This window comes from Clostridium sp. CTA-1 (assembly GCF_054768215.1).
On the sequence record NZ_BAAAAP010000001.1, the window covers coordinates 63,266 to 83,971 of the forward strand.

Consider the following 20,706-nt stretch of genomic DNA (forward strand, 5'->3'; position numbering starts at 1 on the left):
TTTAGGAGTTATTTACTTCAAATAAAGCTTAGATTTTTTTTATTTAATATTAAATTTATTACTGAATGAAGAAAAAATTTTATGGTATATATATTAAATTATTTCCAAAATACTTTAAAAATATGAAAAAAAGCATAAATTGCATTGGAAAACATGTGAAGTACCAAAAAATAAAATAATTGCAAAACCAGGTATTTTAATGTAATATTAATTATTATATAAAATACAAGAATATTTTGTCGATAAATAAAATATAAATAAAATATTTGTCGGTAAATTGTAATGATTATGATAATTTTGTCGATAAATGGATTGTATTAAACTTAATTTAATCTGTTGAAATTTCTATAAAAGGATCTATAGCATTTTACTATTTTCTAAAAATTAATTTTTATACAAATATTATTATTTTGTATAACCATATTTTGAAGGGAGATATTGTATGGAAAATAAAAAAAAGAAATGGATATTGTCTATAGTAACAGTAATTGTACTTACAACAGTAATAGGAACATTATATGTTTATAGTCAGTTAGCAGCAGTTAAAAAAGTATCTATATCGAAAAATGACCAACAGTTAAAGATAGATAAAAAAGCAGATCAATATGGGGATGATGTAATAAATATAGCATTTTTCGGCTTAGATAGAAGAAAAAAAGATGAGCCTTCAAGATCTGATGCTATAATGATAATTTCTTTAGATAAGAAGCATAAAAAAGTTAAGGTATCATCTATAATGAGAGATTCATATGTGGATATAGATGGTCATGGGAAAACAAAATTAAATCATGCTTATGCTTATGGGGGCCCAGAGCTAGCTATAAAGACTATAAATTCTACCTTTAAACTAAATATTAGAAATTTTGTAGCAGTGGATTTTTATGAATTAGAAAAAATAATAGATACTGTTGGTGGGGTAGAAATACCTGTAAGATCTGATGAAATAAAATATATAAATATTTATATGCAAGAAACTGCAAAAATTCAAGGTAAGAGTGTACAAGAAGTGCAAAAGCCAGGGCTTCAAAATTTAAATGGTATGCAAGCAGTGGCTTATGCAAGAATAAGGTACACTAGTGGTGGAGATTATGAAAGAACAGAAAGACAAAGAATAGTTCTAACAGCTATTATGAATAAGGTGAAAAAATTAGGACCTACAGAGTTTCCTAAAGTAGTAAGTGCCCTACTTCCAAATGTAGAAAGCAGTTTTTCTTCTACAGAAATAATGAAAATGGGAACCTCAGCTTTTGCTTTAGGTATAGATAACATAGAACAACAAAGATTTCCATTAGATGATTATTGCCAAGGGAAGCTTATAGATGGTGTTTACTATTTATTATTTAATGAAGAAAAAACTATAAATCAAATACATAAATATATATTTGAAGATATAAAACCTAACTAATTATTATATTTAGATATGGAGGAAAGCATTAAAATGAATGAAGAAGTAACCTTAGATATACAGGAGATTTTTAATGTATTAAAAAGGAAAAGAAAATTAATTGTAATAATAACACTATTATGCGGAATAGTGGTCGCTATTTTAAATTTTTTTATTATTTCACCTACTTATGAGGTAAGGGCCAGTGTAGTTATAGGGAAAGCTGCAGAAGAAAAAGCTGAAAATAAAAATAATTATAATGATGTTATGATGTATCAAAAATTAGTTAAAACCTATGCTCAAATAGCCAATTCAAGAACTTTAGCAGAAAATGTAGTAGCTAAAACAGGCAGATTAGAACCAGAGGGATTGCAAAGCAAACTAAATGTAATGCCTCAACAGGATACCCAAATTCTAGACTTGAAAATACAAGATAAAGATGCAGAATTTGCATATAAAGCGCTTACTATAGTTTGTGATGAGTTTATAGCTCAAAGTAAAAAAATATATCCTAGCAACACTATAGAATTATTAGACAAGCCAGTAATACCAGAAAAGCCTATAAAACCAAAAAAAATATTTAATATAGCTATAGCTTTATTTATGGGGTTCTTAATATCTTCAGGAATGGCTTTTATACAGGAATATATGGATAAAACTATAAAAACAGAAAATGATATAGATAAATATCTGGGGCTTCCAGTAATAGCTGTAATACCTAAAATGAAATAAGGAGAGGTTATATGATAGATATTCATAGTCATATAATAGCATCCATAGACGATGGTGCGAAAGATTTAGATTATTCTTTAAAGATGCTTAAAGTCGCAGAAGAAAGTGGAACAAAAAGAATAATAGCTACGCCTCATTATTATGTGGGAAAATATGAGGAAAAATATTCTAGCGTAAAGAAAAAGGTGGATTATTTAAATAAAATAGCTAAAGAAAACACTATAAATATAGAAATATTTTCAGGGCAAGAGGTTCTTATACACAGAAAAACTGTAGAGCTTTATGAAAAAGGATATATAGGCACTATAAATAATACATCTTATATGCTAGTGGAATTTCCTATGACTACTTGGGAAGATTATTATATGGATGTACTTTATGAATTAAAAATAAGAGGCATAAATCCTATAATAGCTCATCCAGAAAGATATAAATTTATTCATGAAGATATTTCTAATATAAATAAACTTATAGAAGAAGGTTATCTATTTCAAATAAATGCAGGGAGTTTATTGGGTGTATTTGGAAAAGAATCTGAAAAAATATCAAAGGAACTTATAAAAAATAGAATATGTAATTTTATAGGTTCAGATGCTCATAGCTTAAATGTGAGAAATCCAAATATTAATAAGGGAGTTAAAATTATAGAAACTATGGATAAGTCCTTATATAATGAAATAATTATAAATTCAAATAATCTTCTTGAAAATAAATATGTAGTTACAGATTGTAGAAAAATACAGAAGAAAAAAAATATTTTTAGTTTTCTTAAAAATATAATTTAACATTGGAGTGATTACAAGTTGAATAAAAAATTAGAGTTGATAACTATAAAAGATCCAAAGTCACCAATATCAGAATCCTATAGAATTTTAAGGACTAATATACAATTTTCATCCTTTGATGAAAAAATAAGTGTAATTTTTGTAACTAGTTCTACTCCTGGAGAGGGAAAATCTACAACATCAGCAAACTTAGCTATAACCATGGCACAAAATGGAGCTAAAACTATTTTGGTAGATTGTGACCTTAGAAAACCTAATGTACATAAATTATTTAAGCTATCTAATATAAGGGGACTATCTAATTTACTAATAGAAGACAATTCAATAGATGGGGTTATACAACAAAGTAGTGTAGAAAATTTACATATTTTGACTTCGGGGGTGAAACCACCTAATCCCTCAGAACTATTATCTTCTAGAAAAATGAATAATTTCATAGAAACCAGTAAAAAACACTATGATTATATAATATTAGATACTCCGCCGGTAGGAGTAGTAACAGATGCTCAATTAGTATCACAATATTCTGACGGAGGGATATTAGTTACAGCATCTGGGCAGGTTGAAAGAGAATTAGCCATAAGAGCAAAGCAACTTTTAGAAAAAGTTAATGCAAAAATAATAGGGGTAGTATTAAATAAAGTGGACACAGAATTTGGGAATGGATATAGGTATTATAATTATTATTATGAAGAAGATGGAGAGAAGAAGAAAAGAAATAAAAAATAACAATAGTAGTAAAGAGATATTTGTATGAGCTTAGATATATGCTCAATAGCACTTTGTAGTAATTATGAATGTATTACTGCTTTATTTTAAATAATTTTGGATAAATTTTAAATAGGCGGTGAAGAAATGGGTGAAATACACAAAAATTTAGAAGAAGTCCAAACAGAATATAAAAATGAATATTCTAAAACTATAATGTATTTTGTTATAAAAAAGATTATAGATTTATTAGGTTCTATAATTGGATTAATACTGTTAAGTCCTATATTAATAATAACTGCTATAGCAATAAAGTTAGATTCTAAGGGGCCTGTATTTTTTATTCAAGAAAGAGTAGGGAAAAATGAACAAGTCTTTAACATGTATAAGTTTAGATCTATGGTGATAGATGCAGAAGAAAAGTTATATAAGTTAAAGGATAAAAATGAAATGTCAGGTCCTATGTTTAAAATGAAGGATGATCCTAGAATTACTAAAATAGGTAGATTTATAAGGAAGACAAGCATAGATGAATTACCACAATTATTTAATGTATTAAAGGGAGAAATGTCATTAGTAGGACCAAGGCCTAATCTTCCAAGAGAGGTTATAAAATTTACAGATTATCAAAAAAATAAATTTTTGGCAAAGCCTGGTCTTACCTGTTATTGGCAAGTTATGGGGCGGAACAATATAGATTTTGAAGATTGGATAGAACTAGATATTAAGTACATAAGAAAGAGAAATACCTGGGAAGATATAAAACTTATTTTTAAAACAGTTGGAGTATTATTCGGTGATGATAATGCTAGTTAGAATTTAAAAAAGATATGCTACAGGAATTCAAGGTACAAAGGAGGACAAGTAAAGGTATGGAATTATTAATAAAGCCAAAGGAGATAGAAAGTAAAGAGGAATTTATGGAACGATTTAATGAAAATATACCGGAATATTCTATGAATAAAAATATATGTGTATTTGGTCAAGGCTTTGTAGGATTACCACTAGCATTAAGTTTTGCATTTAGAGGATGTAATACCATAGGAGTAGATGTAGAAGAAAGTCTAGTTCATGAAATTAATTGTGGCAAAACGTATCATACAGAAAAATTTTATGAAGTTACTATAGAAGAAGTTCTACAAATGCAGCTTGAAGATAAAAGATATAAAATCACTATAGATGCAGATATGGCTGTTAGACAGTGTAATAATATAATAGTAACAGTAGGAATTCCCATAAAAAATGGAGATTATATAATGGATCATTTAGAAAGTGTTTGCAAAACTATAGGAAAAAATTTAAAAAAAGATGATTTAATTATTATAAGAAGTACTGTTATTCCAGGAACTACAGAAGAATTTTGTATGCCAATATTAGAAAAAGAATCAGGAATGAAAGCAGGGGAAGATTTTTATTTAGCTTATGCTTCAGAAAGAATAGCAGAAGGAAAAGCTTTTGATGAATTTGCAAATATGCCTACCTTAGTTGGAGCTGTAAATAAGAAAAGTTTAAAAAGAGCTATTGATGTATTGAGTATAGTATGTAAAGCTGATGTAATACCAGCAAGCTGTATAAAAGTAGTAGAAACTTCAAAGGTATTTGAAAATGTTCAGAGGGATGTAAATATAGCTATGTCTCAAGAATTTGCAAGGTTTACAGAAACATTTGGGATAGATATATTTGAAGTTATAAATTTAGCTAATACTCATAAAAGAGTTAATCTTTTAACTCCAGGACCAGGGGTGGGAGGATATTGCATACCTAATGCATACCATTACATAACACCTAAAGCAAAAAAGATGTGTGTAGATATGCCTATTTTAAAACTTGCTAGAGAAAAAAATGCTGTATTACCTGAATTTATAGCAAATAAAGTTGAAGAATTATTATCTAAACAAGGTAAAAATATAAGAAGATGTAAGATATCAGTTTTAGGACTAGCTATGAAGGATTACTCTAACGATGATAGAATAAGCCCACCGATAGATATATGTAGAATATTAGTAAATAAGGGAGCGGATGTTGCAGCTTTTGATCCAGTAGTGCCAACATATTATGATTTTAAAGTTGAGACCCAGGATGAATCCTTGAAGGATGCAGATGCGGTAATAGTACTTACAAAGCAACATGAGATTGATTTTACTGATTGTGAGCATATAGCAAAAATAATGAAGGAAAGGCCTATATGTATTGATACGAAAAATGTTATACATGAGATTCAGGCTAAAAAGTATGGTATTGAACTATGGAAAATATAGTTTATAGAATAGTGGTGAAATAAATTGAAAAAAATAGTATATATGATAACTACTTTATTTTATCCGTCAATTGGTGGAGTTGAAAACCATGTATATAATCTTTCAAAGGAGTTAGTTAAAAAGGATATAATAGTTAAAATTATAAATCCAGTAATTAACTTAGGAAAGAATGATATTTATGATTTAGAGGGGATAGAAGTCCATAAGATAACCGTTGGTAATAATGAGGATGAACAAAAATATTTAAAATATAAAAGTAAATCAAAACAAAATTTATTTGGATTTTTTAATGGATATAAGAGGAAGTGTTATTATAATAAATTTTCTAATGATGTATATGAATATATTTTAAAAGATATTGAATTAGAGAGGCCTGATAAGTTTATATTGCATCAGCACGACTTTATATCCAGTATCAAATTATCAAAGAAATTATCAAAAAAATATAATATTATATTTACTAATCATACAGGAGAATTTTTATTTTTAAAAAAGTTACCTTTTTCTAATTTAATTATAAAGAAGTTAACAAATCATTTTAAATTTATAATTGCACCAAGTAATGAGCTAGCTGATTTTAAAGGGATTAGGAAGGAAAACACGTATTCTTTTTTAAGTAATGGTGTTGATGTTGAAAAATTTTCACCTGTTACAGAAATAGAAAAAAATAACTTAAGGGATAAATATAATATTCCTAAAAATAAAGTAGTAGTAATATGTCCTAGAAGATGGGCTCCTACTAAAGGAGTTATTTACTTAGTTAAAGCTATAGATATTTTAATTAACAAATATAATATTCATAATATTTCATTTGTATTTGCTGGAAATGACTATTTGGATTATCCCGAATATAGAGATGAAATTTTAAATATAATTAAAAATAAATCTTTAAGAGAATATGTTTATTTACAAGGAAATATAGATTATAAAATAATGAATGAGCTAATAAAAATGTCTGATATAGTAGCTATTCCTTCTTTAATGGAAGCTATAAGTTTATCTGCATTAGAAGGTATGGCATGTGGAAAAATAATAATAGGAACTAATGTGGGCGGTTTCCCACAAATAATACAAAATACTGAAACTGGATTTTTGGTTGAACCAGAAGATGAAGAAAAATTAGCCCAGATTATTAAAGATGTTTCTAGCGGGGTATATAACAATATAAAAATATGTGAAAAAGCAAGAGAATTTGTAGAAGTTAAATATAGTTGGAGTTTTATATGTAGCAATACTATAAATATATACGATAAATTTTGGAACTAAGATATGAATATTTATTAGGAGTTAATTTTATATGAATAAAGCAAGCGTTAGCGTTATTATTCCTTATTATAATAGTGAAAGAACTATTATAAGAGCATTAAATTCAGTTATAAATCAAGTATATAAGAATTTTGAAATAATATTAATAGATGATGGTTCAACTGATAATTCTTATAAGGTTGTAGGTAGCTTTATAAAAAATAATTCCCAATATCAAATAAAAAATTTACATCAAAAAAACTCTGGACCTAGTAAAGCAAGAAATCTAGGAATTAAACAATCAATAGGGAAATATATAGCCTTTTTAGATTCTGATGATTCATGGGATAAAAATAAGCTAAAAATACAAATGGATTTTATAGAAATCAGACAAGATATATTTATATTAGGTTGTGATCATAAAATAGTTGAAGATAGTGGGAATATAATAAAGAGTAAAAATTTATGCAAATTTAAGGAGGTTAATTTTTATTCTAGGTTATTTAAGAACTATTTTTCTACACCTAGTGTGATTGTAAAAAAAAGTGCACTATTAGAATTTGGTGGATTTAATGAAGATCAAAAATATGCAGAAGACACATTATTATATTTGAAAATTATTAGAAAGTATAAAGGTGGTAAAATTCAATTGCCCTTAGTTAACCTATATAAGAATGAATTTGGACAAGGTGGTTTATCTAGAAATTTAATAGAAACAGAAAAGTGCGAACTGAAAAACTTTAAAGAATTACGAAGAGAAAATTATAAATATAATAAAAAAATTAATATTATATTATATTTTGTTATAGTAACTTTTTCATTGATAAAATATTTAAGAAGAATACTAATTATAAAACTAAGAAAACAAAGGTGATTTTATATGAAGAAAATAATATTTGCGGATTTCATGGAGTATGATGATCAAAGTAATAAATTAGGTAATTATCATTATGCTAAATTATTTTCACAAAATGGATATGAAGTGTTATGGATATCTTGTCCATGGAATATTCTTATGTATATAAAAAATAAAGAAGTTTATTTAAAAAGAAAAGCTTTATCAAAGCCAATTATACATAAATTAGATAAAAATATATATGGATTTGCACCACATGCTTGGAAATTATATGGGAATCATTTGTTTTGTAAAAATGCTAATACAGTCTTAAATTTTGAAAAATATATTACTCCAAATATAAAAAAATCTTTATTAAAAATAGGATTTGATAAAGTGGATATTTTGTGGGTATCAAATCCTAAACAATATTGGTTATCGAACGTAGTAGAATACAAAAAAATGATTACTAGGTTACCAGATGACTATTGCAAAATAGGGGGATTTCCTGAATCTATAAATATTATTGAAAAAGAATTGTTGAATAAGTCAGATGAAGTATTTGCAATATCTAAAAATTTAATAGATAAAAAAAATAATGTTAGATCCAATATTAAATATTTACCTAATGGTGTAGAACTAGATAATTTTATAAGAAGTACATACAATAAACCTAAATTATTTAATAAGGATAACTTTAGATGTATATATGTTGGAGCCATAGGGCATTGGTTTGATGTAGAGTTAATAAAATACTGTTCTGATAAATTAAAAGAGATAGATTTTTATTTAATAGGACCGATAAATAAAGACTTAAGTATACTAAATGATAGTAAAAATGTACATATACTTGGTAAAAAAAATTACAAGGAAATACCTAACTATATATATTATAGTGACGTAGCGTTGATACCTTTTGAGGTAAATGAATTAACTAATTCTGTTTCACCAATAAAACTATATGAATATATGAGTTTAGGACTTAATGTAGTATCAACTAATTTAAAAGAAGTTAAGTATATAAATAGCCCTGCATATATTGCTGATAGCTATGAAAAGTTTGTTAATTATATCAAACAAGCTATCAAAAACAAAGATAAGGATAGACAAAGAAATATTAGATTTTCAAGGGAAAATACTTGGAATAAAAGATTCGAAAAAATAAAGGAACTTATATAATTATTGAGGAGTTTAATAATGAACAAAGTAATATATATGCTATATATATTTATTTTAATATTATGTAGTTTAGTTAGAATCAATCTGATCCAAAATATTTTAATCATTTTATCTAGTTTTATATTACTAATTATTCTAAATATAAAATTTAAAATAAAAGATTCGAAATTTAAGTTAGTAAGTAGTGTTATTGTAATAATTAATATAGCACTGATATATTTTAATTATTACACATCTATAAGGTTAGGGTTTTCAGACGGATTAGTTTATGGAGTTGTAGGTGATTCTAAATATCTTGATACTTGGAATTATTATTATGAATCGAAGCATTTAGCTGATTTATGGATGAATGGGCAATTTGTGGATTGGATAAAAGGTAATGTATTAAAAGGCGAAGCTTTTTATGGATATTACAACTTTTTTGTTATATGGAATGCAGCTTTAAGAATTTTATTTGGAGATAACTTAATTCTATTAATAGTAATAAAATATCAATTTTCTATAGTAGCTATATATCTTTTGTATAAAATATCAAATGAATTTTTAACAAGCAAATATAGTAGACTAGCGGTAATCCTAATGAACTTTTTTCCAGGATTTTTATTGGTAAATATCAGTTTGATGAGAGATAACTTAGTATATCTATTTATAGTATATGTTTCATACTTGGTTATTATTAATAAAAATACAGATAAAAAGAATTGGCTAATTTGGTTTAAAATTTTAATTAGTATAGCAATAATAACTTATATGAGAGTATATATAGGGATAATGTTAGCTATTTCTTTGTTAATTTATTATATTATGGGAAAATTAAACTTAAAAAGATTGATTGCAGTAAGTTTTATACTTATATTATCTATATTGGTTGTTGGGGGAGTTACATATAAATTAGGATATGGTTTTTTGGGGAAAGACTTAATTTTAAATGCTGATAGTTTAGAAAGATGGAATCCAGAAAAAATATCATCTCCTATTAAGTTCATATTTTGGAGTATTTATTATATATTTTTTGGTGGAAAACTTATTGGTAGTTTTCATACATACATAGGTAATGTTTTGAATTTAATGACACCTATATTTATTTCTATATTTATACTACCTACATTTCTTGTTATATTTACAAAGAAAAATGACAAGAAAACAAATCACTTTATATTATTTAGTTTTATTTTTTCTATATTGAGTGGGGGAATAGTTTTTTTTATTTTTACAGGTATTGTACCAAGACTATATATATGTTGGATTTGGGCAAATATAATAATATTTTGCTGTTTATTAAAAAATATTATGGAAATGAGTTCTAGAGTGRGAAGTTTATTACTAGTTCAATATATATTTTATGTAGTAATTATATTATTATATATAGTTAATTAATTAGAATATATTTTTTAGAGATTATTAAAAGTTAATAAAGTCTAATATGAATATTTTACTACATATTTATTTGCATTGGATAAAATTTATTAGTCAATTTATAAAATGGATTAGTGATTAATAGTGTATAACTTTTAGGGTTACACCATATTATGATGTGAAAATAACATAATAAATAAGGGAGTATGATATTATGAAACAGGTCTTAGTAAAACAAGGACAAGCAATTACAGATAATATTCCAGCACCTGTAGTTTCAGATAATGGTGTTTTAGTTAAGGTTATGTATTCTTGCATAAGTGCAGGAACAGAAATGATGGGAATAAATGAATCAGGAAAATCTCTTGTAAAGAAAGCTATGGAACAACCAGAAAAAGTAAAAAAGGCATTTAATATGTTTAAAAGCGGAGGTTTAAATGCTGTATTAGGAAAAGTAAAAGATATGGGAAGTGGAAAGCCTACAGGATACAGTGCAGCAGGAGTAATTATAGGTATTGGAAAAAATATTAAGGACTTAAAAATAGGTGATAGAGTTGCCTGTGCAGGAGCAGGTATCGCTAATCATGCAGAATATATAGATGTACCTAGAAATTTAGTTATGAGAATACCAGAAGGGGTAAGTTTTGATTTTGCTTGTACTGTTACATTAGGAGGTATAGCGCTCCAAGGCGTTAGGAGAGCAGATGTTAGACTTGGTGAAATAGTCGCTGTAGTAGGTATGGGAATACTAGGACAGTTACAAATTCAAATGCTAAAAGCCTCTGGGTGTAGAGTAATAGGTGTAGACATAGATGATAGAAGACTTAATATTGCCAAAGAAAATGGATGTGACTACATATTAAATTCTAAGAATACAGATGTTGTAAAACAAATAGAAAAAATAACTGAAGGATATGGAGTAGATGTAGTATTAATAACAGCTGCAACTAACTCAAATGAAATTTTATCTCAAGCTTTTGGTATGTGTAGAAGAAAGGGAAAAGTCGTTCTAGTAGGAGTTGTGGGAAATGAGTACAATAGAGAAGATATGTATAAAAAAGAATTAGATTTCATAATATCCACATCGTATGGTCCAGGAAGATATGATCCTATGTATGAAGAAGAAAGCATTGATTATCCATATGCTTATGTTAGATGGACCGAAAATAGGAATATGGAAGAATATTTAAGACTAGTAAGTAATAATAAAATTAATTTAGACACTTTGATAGAAAAAGTTTATGAAATAGATAAGGCTGATAAGGCATATGAAGAGCTGAAAAGTGGTGAAAATAAACCATTGATGATTCTATTAAAATACAGCGAAGAAATGCCAGATAAAATTGAAAGAACTGTGCATGTAAATAAAGAAATAGAGAAAAAAGATGGTAAAATAAATGTTGCTATAATTGGAGCAGGTGGCTTTGCAAAAGGAATGCACCTTCCTAATTTACAAAAATTAAAAGATACTTATAATATATATTCTGTAATGAGTAGAACTGGAACCAATGCAAAAGCTATAGCAGCTCAGTATGAGTCATCATATGCTACAACAGATTACAATGATATAATAAATGATCCAAATGTAGATATGATAATGATATGTACAAGACATAATTTACATGCTGAAATGGCTATAGAAGCTATGAAAAAAGGTAAAGCAGTATTTGTTGAAAAACCTATGGCATTAAATGAGTATGAATTAGAAAAAGTTTTAAAAACAATAGAGGAAACAAAGGTCCCTTATACGGTTGGATTTAATAGAAGATTTTCAAAATATGCAGTAGAAGTTAAGAAACATATTAAAGATAGACTAAACCCGATAATTGTAAATTACCAAATGAATGCTGGATATATTCCGCTAGATTTTTGGGTTCATACAAAAGAAGGTGGAGGAAGAATAATAGGAGAAGGATGTCATATATTTGATTTGTTTAACTATTTTACGGATTCAGAAGTGGCAACTGTATCAGTAGATTCTATATCAGCAAAAACAGATAATATATCGCATAGAGATAATGTAGTTGTAACTCTAAAATATAAAGATGGTTCAATATGTACTTTAACTTACACTTCATTAGGAAATAATAGTTATTCTAAAGAGTTTTGCGAAGTTTATTGTGATGGGAAAATAATTATAATAGATGATTATAAGAAAATTAATGGATATGGGGTAAAGGTAGATAACATACAAAGCAGTAGTTCTGATAAGGGACAATATGAAGAAATTTTGGAGTTTTCTAAAGCAATTAAAAGTGGAGAAAACTATAGTATACCTGTTTGGCAATTAGAACAAGCTAGTAAAGTTAGCTATCTGGTTGAAATGGAGTTGAATAAATAATTATGAAGGATTTACTTAAAAAATCACCATACTTTATTCAGAAACATTTAAGAAACTTATATGGAATAATTCCATATGAAAAAAGACTAGGTAGAGCATTTAATGACACGTATAACTTTTTGGGAAAATCAGAATATTGGACTAAAGAGCAGCATGAACAATATCAAGTATGTAAATTGAAAAAGCTGTTAAAACACTCTTATAATAATGTACCTTATTATAAGAATTTGTTTAATCAATGTGGATTTGATGTTGATAAATTTAAATATTTAGATGATATGCAAAAGATTCCTTTTCTTACAAAGGATTTGGTAATGGAAAATATAGAGAGTTTAAAAGCACAAAATTTTAAAAATAAAGATTTTATATATGCATCTACAGGTGGAACCACAGGTAAACAAATGAAATTTTATATGCAAAAACATTTTTCGTCAGGTATAGAATGGGCATTTATGATGAAACAATGGGAAAGAATTGACTTTGAATATGGAAAATCTAAAAGAATTATATTAAGAAATCAAGTTTTACCTAAGGATAAACTTTGGATTTGGGATAAATTACAAAATGCATTAATATTAGATACCTACCATTTAACAGATGAAAATATTAAAAAAATAATAGATAAGATAAATGAAGTAAGAATACCTTATATTCATACTTATCCTTCAGCTATAACAATAATATGTGAGTTTATTAAAAGAACAGGATACGGAATTAATTATAATTTAAAAGGAGTATTAGCAAGTTCAGAAAATATATACAGCGGACAGAGGGAATTGATAGAAGATACATTAAAAACTAGAATGTATAGCTGGTATGGACATAGTGAAATGTGTATATTGGCTGGTGAATGTAAAAAATCTAATAAATATCATATATTTACAGAGTATGGATATACAGAATTAATAGATGAAAATAATAATATAATTTCAGAAAGTCAAAAGATAGGTGAATTGGTAGGAACTGGTTTCAATAATTTTGTTATGCCATTTATAAGATACAGGACAGCTGATTATGGAATGTACTCAAAGGAACAGCAGTGTAATTGTAGGAGAAATTATAAACTTTTAGATTCAGTGCAAGGTCGATGGCTTCAAGAGATGATAGTTACATCCAAGGGTAACAAGATATCTATAACAGCTATAAATATGCATTCAGATATTTTTGATAATGTATTTAAATTTCAATTTTATCAAGACACCCCTGGAATTTGTACAATAAATATTGTGAAAAAAGATAACTATTCTGATAAAGATGAGAAGAATATAGTTAAGGAATTATCTAAGAAACTTAGTGATGATGTAAAGTTAAAAGTTAATTATGTAGATAACATTGAGAAAACTAAATCTGGTAAGCATAGATTTTTAATACAAAATATAAATTAAAAAATTAGATTAAGAAGGGGATTTAATGAAAATAGCGATTATAGGGCCATACCCCCCACCATATGGTGGTATATCCGTTCACATTAAAAGAATGAAATTATATCTAGAAAATAAAAATATAGATGTTACTGTTTATAATGATGCTAAAGAATATAATAATATATCACAAAAAGTAATATCTATAGGTTCTTATAAAAAGTTTATTTTTAAGGTGATTTTTTTAAAAGAAGATATTTTACATTTTCATTCCATAGATAAAAGGATTAGAATTTTATTAGGTTTTTATAAAATATTCAATAAAAAGATTATTTTATCATTACATGGAGAAAGTATGCATGACCAAATTAAGGGATCTAATTATTTAGAAAAGAAATTATTAAATAATAGCTTAAAAAAGATAGATTATATAACGTGTTCCAATAATAAAATTAAAGAAGATTTAGTATTTTTTGGTGTAAATGAAAATAAGATAGAAGTCATTCCTGAGTATATAAAGCCTTTTGAGACAAAAGAAGATTTTGAAAGTATACCTCAGAATGTATGGAATTTTATTAATAATTCTAATTTTTTAATCGCTGCTAATGGATGGATTAGGTTTTATAATGATGAAGATTTATATGGAGTGGACATGCTTATTGACTTAGTATATGAGCTAAGTAAAAGAAATATACAAGCTAGTTTAATGTTTGCTTTATTAGGTGCAGAAATTCAAAGTATAGAAGAAAAAAAATATTATTGTAAATTAAAAAACAAGATAAAAGAATTGGGTATTGAAAATAATATATTTATATTTGAATCTAAAAATAAAGAATTTTATCCTATATTACAAAAGAGTCAATTGTTTATAAGACCTACTAATACAGATGGAAATTCTGTTTCAGTAATGGAAGCAATGGATTTGAAAATACCATGTATAACTAGTAATGCATGTCCTAGACCCGAAGGTGTAGTTATTTTTAAAACAAGAGATATGGATGATTTAATTAAAAAAACTATGGAGCTGATACAAAATTATGAAGTATATGAGGAAAAAGCTAAATATATTAAGGTAGAACATAATGATGAAAAGCTATTAGCAGCATATAAAAAGATTATAAAAAATTAGGAGGGGAGGAAACATGCAGATATTTAATTCAAAAATAATAAAATATTATTTCAAAAATGATGAACAAGTACAACAAACATTGAAGTATAGTTATGACAACATTTTTATAGGAGAAAATGAAGCACAAGTTGCGTATGATTATATCAACAATAAGTATATGTTAAAGGATGCCGAAGATGATATTAATATTTTTAAAAGAGGTATTAGTAAGTATATAGGAGCAGATATGAATAAAATTTTTACGTTTTATACTGCACATTCAGGAATATATTTTTTATTATGCCAATTAAAGATTATTCATCCTAATAAAAAGTATGTAATAGTTCCAGCATTTACATGTTCTGTAGTAGTTAATGCAATAACAGCAGCTGGATTAAAACCAATTTTTGTAGATATAGAATTAGATACATATGGGGTTAGTATTGACAGTTTAAAAAATATTTTAGATAAAGATAGTGAAAATATATTATTAGTAATAATTCAACATTTATTTGGACTTGCCTCACGGGATTATGATCAATTATTAGAAATATGTAAAAGTAAGAATATATTAACAATGTCAGATGCTGCACAGTCACTTGGAACTTTTTATAATAATAAGTCTATTGGAAGAGAGGAAGACTTTTGTATATTTAGTATGCAAGCTTCAAAATCTATAAATACATATACTGGAGGAATGTTAATAATTAATAATAAACAATATGAGTTTAAAGATAGTTATGATTTATTAAGTTATCCTTCTAATGAAGATTTACAGTATATTTTAAAAGCTTATTATTATCAATATTTAAAAAAGATTAAAAATAAATATACTTTGCCAATATTTTTAAAAAAACATAAAAATGATTTTGTTAGTTCATTACATCCTTCTGAAGCAAATAACAATAAAATTTATGATTCGCAAGCACATACCTTAGAAAATAACAGTATTTATATAAAAAAATATCCTAATGTATTAGCTAAAATCGCTAATATACAATTAAATAAATTAGAAGATAATATTAATCTAAGATTAAAACATTATTATGAATTTAGTAATGAATATGATAAACAAATATATATTAAAAAAAATAGTAGACCATCATTAATAAGGATTCCTATCATTAAAGATAAGATATATAAAAGTAATGTTATTTATGAAAATGGTTATCTAGTTGGTAACTGGTTTTGCTACTATTTTGGATCAAATAAAAATGCTGAGTATGCTGCAACAAATTTAGTTAATTTTTTAAAGATTGATAATTATTATTAGACTTATTAAAATCATATAGTATGGTAATAAAGAAGGAGAAAAAATGAAAGTAATAAGTAAGATTGATAATAAATTTAGATATTACTTAAATAAAATAAGGTGCAGTGCCTTTGGAAAAAATTCCTACATAGATAAAAGTGTAAAAGTGTTTTTTTATAAAGGTTTATATTTAGGGGATTTTGTAAGCATATATTATAATAATTTTATAATGAATGAAAACGGAAAAATAAGCTTTGGTAATAATTCTCATATAGCTCCAGGAGGATATGTTAATTGTAACAATTCAAATATTATTATTGGGAACGATGTAGCAATTGGACCGCAGTGTTGTTTAATCGCTTATAGTAATTATTATAAAGAAACAAAAACTGGTCTTGATATTCATACGGTTATAAGCGGTGATATAAAAATTGGAAGCAATGTTTTTATTGGTTCAAATGTGACTATATTACCAGGGGTTTCAATTGCAGATAATTGTGTTATTGGAGCTGGAAGTGTAGTTAATAAGGATATTTGTACAAGTGGGGTATATGCAGGAAGCCCTGTAGTAAAAATTAAAGATTTGAATATTTAATCTACCATTTGAAAGGAAACACATAATGCAATTAAGTATAAAGAATAAGATAAAGAGTACATTAAATACGGTTTCTAAAATAGGATTTTTTCATTTGTTTTCAGCTAATCTAATATTACAAATAGTTGGTTTTGGTATTCAGATATTTTTAACTAGAATTTTATCTGTGGATGATATAGGTAGAATAAAGGTAATGCAGTCATTCATTGGAATTGCTACAATTATTGCAGGTTTAGGGGTAAATACAGCAATATTAAAGTTATGTTCTGAGGATATAGATAATAAGCAAAAAAAGAAACTTTTTATAAATGGTATAAAATTTAATTTTATTACTTCTATCATAGTTTTAACTATTTGTATAATATGTTCATTTACGAAAATTTATTCTTCAGATAATATAATTAATGTGGCATTAAGATATTATTCTATTATTATTCCGTTTAATGTTTTAAATGATATAGGGATAGTTTATTTACAGTCACAAAAGAAAATAAAAGATATGTCCAGAGTTCAAATTATTACTAAAGTTATATCTGTTTTATTTATTATTTTATTTTCAATTTTATTTTCTTTAAGTGGATTTATATTTGCGTATGTACTAACAGGAATTATAAGTTTTATTATTTTCTTATTCTTATTCAAAGATGAGTTAAAAGAATTTTTAAAGATTCCAATTACTAAAAAATATATTAAAAAAATATATAATATTGGTAAATACGCATTTGCTACAAATTCTATAGGTCAAATATTAGCTTTTGTAGATGTTTTATTTATGAATTATTTAATAAAAGATAATTCTGCAATAGGTTTTTTTGGAACAGCACAGCTAATAATTACTGGGTTAATGATAATTCCAACAACTTTTAATCAAATTATTGTTCCATATGTTTCCGGAATTTGTAAATCTAAAAATAAAGTGATTAAAATTTATAATGGATATTATAAAAAAATGATAAGTTTAATGTTTGCGATTATTTTTATTAGTTTTTTCGTAATTCCTGTTTTTATACCAATAATTTTTGGAAGTAAATATGTAAATTCAATAAGTTACTTTAGAATATTACTAGTTGGATTGTTCTTTTGGTCTATAAGTGCAACTAGAGGTATAATTTTATTGGGGATAGGTCAAGTTAAATATAATTTTTATGTTTCTTTAGTTACTGCTTGTTTTAATATTGCTTTTAATTATGTGCTTATATTAAAGTTTGGAGCAAGTGGAGCTGCCTATGGAACGGTTCTAGGATTTTTTGTTGGAAGTATAGTAAGTAAGAAAATATTTCATAAAGCAATAAATAATAAGTATATATAAATTTTGAACACTAGGGGTTTGTATCTATGAACATAATTATTTACTTTAGATAGGTGATTGTATGAATATAAAGAACTATATTAATAAGTGCAAGGGTCTAACTTTAAAAAAATTAATAATAAAAGTTAATAAAAAAGCCTTTAACAAAATGATTAACATAAAAGAAAGACATAAAACTCTTAATAATGATAGTAGGTACATAAATAAAAAATTGAAAATAAGCTATAAATATATAAATCTACATGATTATGAAGTAGATAAATTAAGTACAGTAGAGTATAGATATTTAGTAGATAAATATTTAAAACATGAATTTGACTTATTAGGAAGTGGATGGGTAAATGTAAATTATAACTCAAGCCCACTAGGTGTAGAAGAATTTTTATATACACCTAGTTTTAAGATTAAGAGTTTTGATAAAGAAGATAATTGGGTTAAACATATAGTTCCAGAACCTTATATAGGATTCTCAAAATATATAAAAAGATTTATTTCACAAAAATATAAACCTATAGATTGGCAACTAGATTTTAAAAGTGGATTTAGGTATAATTGTAAGGAATGGTATAAATCTCAACCTATAGGAAAGCATCTAGGTGTAGATATAAAAGTGCCTTGGGAATTGGCTAGAATGCAACATTTGCCTCAAATAGCTATTGGAGCAATAATATTAGAAGATTATAAAGAGGATATATTGTTAGAGTTTAAGAATATAGTATTAGATTTTTTAGTGGCTAATCCTCTTAATATGGGGTGTAATTGGACATGTACCATGGATGTGGCTATAAGAATTTCTAATATATTATTAGCTTATGATATTTTGAAACAGTTAGATAAAAATAATATTCTAGATGAAAATTTTGAGTATATATTGTCCAATGCTGCATATGAACATGGTAATTTTATAATTAATAATCTAGAATGGTCTAAAGATGCTATTATAGGCAATCATTATTTTTCAGATATAGTAGGACTTTTGTTTGTATCATCATATCTTAATAGAACAGAAGAAGTAGATGCATGGCTTGTTTTTTCAATACAAGAAATTATAGAGTGTGTTAAAAACCAGTTTCATGAAGATGGTACCAACTTTGAAGCTTCAACTAGCTATCATAGATTAAGTGGAGAGCTTATGATATATTCTACAGCATTAATTTATGGTTTATTATATACTGACAAAAAAGAAGCTCTAAATAAATATAATAGCAAATTAATTAAAAGGTTAAAAGTTGTTGAAGAGCAGGAATATGATATTATAAATAAAAAATTTTTCCCTGATTGGTATATGCACAAATTGTTTAGTTCAGCTTGTTTTGTAAAAGATTTAATTAAATCTAATGGTAGGATACCACAGATAGGAGATAATGATAGTGGTAGATTTATAAAACTTTCGCCGACAGGAGAGTTTATTACATGGAAAGAAGCATATAAGAAGTATTATAATTTAAATAAGCATATTAAAAAAGCAAATAGTAGTGACATTTATTGGGATGAGGATATATTAAATACTAAACCATATATTGCTTTAGTAGATGGGTTATTTGATTATAAGGATTTTAATAAATTTTCTAATGACTATCCTTTAGAAAAATCTTTTATAGAAAGCTTATCAAAAGGAAGTAAATCAAAGGGAGATAAAATTTATAAAAATATAAAATTAGAATTTAATACAGAAAAAAAATTATCTATTACTAAAATTACAGAAATTAATTTTAGAGAATATGGTTTCAGTAATATAAAGATGGAGTGTGTAAAATTATTAAATTATCCGGACTTTGGAATATATATTTTTAAGTCAAAAGAAATACATTTAACAATAATGGCAGGCCATAATGGTCAGAATGGTAACGGAGGTCATGCACATAATGATAAACTTTCTTTTGAATTAAATGTAAGAGGGATAGATTTATTTATAGATCCAGGTACTTATCTGTACACACCATTGCCAAAAAGGAGAGATCAATTTAGAAGTGTTAAAGCACATAATGTACCAATAGTAAATGAAGAAGAACAAAATACTTTTATAAGTTCTTTTTCTATGAAAAATGAAACTAAATGTCATATATTAAGCTATACTAATCATAGTATAAAAATATATTTAACCTATAGAGATATAGAAATAATTAGAGAATTTATTATACTCAAAGATAGGATTTATATTAAGGATAGTTGCAATAAAGAATTTAGAGTTAACATAAATACTAATATTTATTCTAATGGGTATGGTAAATTATTGAATAATTTATAGGAGATTTTAT

Annotated in this window: 17 protein-coding genes; all 17 read left to right on the plus strand. The window is 25.8% G+C overall.

Annotation, left to right across the window (positions count from 1 at the left end; genetic code table 11):
* The first annotated feature begins 442 nt into the window (after positions 1-442).
* The 17 genes from ACYUEW_RS00305 (at position 443) to ACYUEW_RS00385 (ending at position 20,696) form a co-directional block, all read left to right on the plus strand.
* Positions 443-1,405, plus strand: coding sequence for an LCP family protein (locus ACYUEW_RS00305; protein ID WP_207131515.1), 963 nt, complete (start codon positions 443-445; stop codon positions 1,403-1,405).
* Between the two features lie 33 nt (positions 1,406-1,438).
* Positions 1,439-2,116 (plus strand): YveK family protein, encoded by a 678-nt coding sequence (locus ACYUEW_RS00310; RefSeq protein ID WP_042384545.1) that lies wholly within the window; start codon positions 1,439-1,441, stop codon positions 2,114-2,116.
* 11 nt (positions 2,117-2,127) lie between these two features.
* On the plus strand, positions 2,128-2,901 hold the full coding sequence (locus ACYUEW_RS00315) for a tyrosine-protein phosphatase (RefSeq protein WP_045518092.1): 774 nt from the start codon (positions 2,128-2,130) through the stop codon (positions 2,899-2,901).
* 18 nt (positions 2,902-2,919) lie between these two features.
* A complete protein-coding gene (locus ACYUEW_RS00320; protein ID WP_042384548.1) occupies positions 2,920-3,630 on the plus strand; it encodes a CpsD/CapB family tyrosine-protein kinase in 711 nt (236 codons plus the stop codon).
* Between the two features lie 126 nt (positions 3,631-3,756).
* Complete coding sequence (locus ACYUEW_RS00325; protein ID WP_043032169.1) at positions 3,757-4,425, plus strand: sugar transferase; 669 nt, start codon at positions 3,757-3,759, stop codon at positions 4,423-4,425.
* 56 nt (positions 4,426-4,481) lie between these two features.
* Positions 4,482-5,867, plus strand: coding sequence for a nucleotide sugar dehydrogenase (locus ACYUEW_RS00330; RefSeq protein ID WP_265204296.1), 1,386 nt, complete (start codon positions 4,482-4,484; stop codon positions 5,865-5,867).
* Between the two features lie 24 nt (positions 5,868-5,891).
* Positions 5,892-7,133 (plus strand): glycosyltransferase family 4 protein, encoded by a 1,242-nt coding sequence (locus ACYUEW_RS00335; RefSeq protein WP_460275980.1) that lies wholly within the window; start codon positions 5,892-5,894, stop codon positions 7,131-7,133.
* A 31-nt stretch (positions 7,134-7,164) separates the two neighbouring features.
* Positions 7,165-7,986, plus strand: a complete 822-nt coding sequence (locus ACYUEW_RS00340; protein ID WP_061329581.1) for a glycosyltransferase family 2 protein — start codon at positions 7,165-7,167, stop codon at positions 7,984-7,986.
* 6 nt (positions 7,987-7,992) lie between these two features.
* Positions 7,993-9,126 carry a glycosyltransferase gene (locus ACYUEW_RS00345; RefSeq protein WP_043032166.1) on the plus strand — a complete coding sequence of 378 codons (1,134 nt, stop codon included), beginning with the start codon at positions 7,993-7,995 and terminating at the stop codon, positions 9,124-9,126.
* 18 nt (positions 9,127-9,144) lie between these two features.
* Positions 9,145-10,503 carry a hypothetical protein gene (locus ACYUEW_RS00350; protein WP_460275981.1) on the plus strand — a complete coding sequence of 453 codons (1,359 nt, stop codon included), beginning with the start codon at positions 9,145-9,147 and terminating at the stop codon, positions 10,501-10,503.
* Positions 10,504-10,696: 193 nt separating this feature from the next.
* Complete coding sequence (locus ACYUEW_RS00355; RefSeq protein WP_460275982.1) at positions 10,697-12,823, plus strand: bi-domain-containing oxidoreductase; 2,127 nt, start codon at positions 10,697-10,699, stop codon at positions 12,821-12,823.
* A gap of 2 nt (positions 12,824-12,825) precedes the next feature.
* Positions 12,826-14,208 carry a hypothetical protein gene (locus ACYUEW_RS00360; RefSeq protein WP_460275983.1) on the plus strand — a complete coding sequence of 461 codons (1,383 nt, stop codon included), beginning with the start codon at positions 12,826-12,828 and terminating at the stop codon, positions 14,206-14,208.
* A gap of 25 nt (positions 14,209-14,233) precedes the next feature.
* On the plus strand, positions 14,234-15,313 hold the full coding sequence (locus tag ACYUEW_RS00365; RefSeq protein ID WP_460275984.1) for a glycosyltransferase family 4 protein: 1,080 nt from the start codon (positions 14,234-14,236) through the stop codon (positions 15,311-15,313).
* A 13-nt stretch (positions 15,314-15,326) separates the two neighbouring features.
* Positions 15,327-16,565: a DegT/DnrJ/EryC1/StrS family aminotransferase gene (locus ACYUEW_RS00370; protein WP_460275985.1), complete on the plus strand. Its 1,239-nt coding sequence runs from the start codon at positions 15,327-15,329 to the stop codon at positions 16,563-16,565.
* A 43-nt stretch (positions 16,566-16,608) separates the two neighbouring features.
* Positions 16,609-17,139 carry an acyltransferase gene (locus ACYUEW_RS00375; protein WP_460275986.1) on the plus strand — a complete coding sequence of 177 codons (531 nt, stop codon included), beginning with the start codon at positions 16,609-16,611 and terminating at the stop codon, positions 17,137-17,139.
* A gap of 25 nt (positions 17,140-17,164) precedes the next feature.
* On the plus strand, positions 17,165-18,448 hold the full coding sequence (locus ACYUEW_RS00380) for a flippase (protein WP_460275987.1): 1,284 nt from the start codon (positions 17,165-17,167) through the stop codon (positions 18,446-18,448).
* A gap of 61 nt (positions 18,449-18,509) precedes the next feature.
* Positions 18,510-20,696, plus strand: a complete 2,187-nt coding sequence (locus ACYUEW_RS00385; protein ID WP_460275988.1) for a heparinase II/III domain-containing protein — start codon at positions 18,510-18,512, stop codon at positions 20,694-20,696.
* The last annotated feature ends 10 nt before the right edge of the window (positions 20,697-20,706 follow it).

What these genes read in the sequence shown, in the direction of transcription:
- ACYUEW_RS00315 (WP_045518092.1), top strand. Translation starts at nt 2,128, where the DNA reads ATGATAGATATTCATAGTCATATAATAGCATCCATAGACGATGGTGCG.
- ACYUEW_RS00355 (WP_460275982.1), top strand. Translation starts at nt 10,697, where the DNA reads ATGAAACAGGTCTTAGTAAAACAAGGACAAGCAATTACAGATAATATT.
- ACYUEW_RS00365 (WP_460275984.1), top strand. Translation starts at nt 14,234, where the DNA reads ATGAAAATAGCGATTATAGGGCCATACCCCCCACCATATGGTGGTATA.
- ACYUEW_RS00380 (WP_460275987.1), top strand. Translation starts at nt 17,165, where the DNA reads ATGCAATTAAGTATAAAGAATAAGATAAAGAGTACATTAAATACGGTT.
- ACYUEW_RS00375 (WP_460275986.1), top strand. Translation starts at nt 16,609, where the DNA reads ATGAAAGTAATAAGTAAGATTGATAATAAATTTAGATATTACTTAAAT.
- ACYUEW_RS00385 (WP_460275988.1), top strand. Translation starts at nt 18,510, where the DNA reads ATGAATATAAAGAACTATATTAATAAGTGCAAGGGTCTAACTTTAAAA.
- ACYUEW_RS00345 (WP_043032166.1), top strand. Translation starts at nt 7,993, where the DNA reads ATGAAGAAAATAATATTTGCGGATTTCATGGAGTATGATGATCAAAGT.
- ACYUEW_RS00305 (WP_207131515.1), top strand. Translation starts at nt 443, where the DNA reads ATGGAAAATAAAAAAAAGAAATGGATATTGTCTATAGTAACAGTAATT.
- ACYUEW_RS00370 (WP_460275985.1), top strand. Translation starts at nt 15,327, where the DNA reads ATGCAGATATTTAATTCAAAAATAATAAAATATTATTTCAAAAATGAT.
- ACYUEW_RS00325 (WP_043032169.1), top strand. Translation starts at nt 3,757, where the DNA reads ATGGGTGAAATACACAAAAATTTAGAAGAAGTCCAAACAGAATATAAA.
- ACYUEW_RS00360 (WP_460275983.1), top strand. Translation starts at nt 12,826, where the DNA reads ATGAAGGATTTACTTAAAAAATCACCATACTTTATTCAGAAACATTTA.
- ACYUEW_RS00340 (WP_061329581.1), top strand. Translation starts at nt 7,165, where the DNA reads ATGAATAAAGCAAGCGTTAGCGTTATTATTCCTTATTATAATAGTGAA.
- ACYUEW_RS00310 (WP_042384545.1), top strand. Translation starts at nt 1,439, where the DNA reads ATGAATGAAGAAGTAACCTTAGATATACAGGAGATTTTTAATGTATTA.
- ACYUEW_RS00330 (WP_265204296.1), top strand. Translation starts at nt 4,482, where the DNA reads ATGGAATTATTAATAAAGCCAAAGGAGATAGAAAGTAAAGAGGAATTT.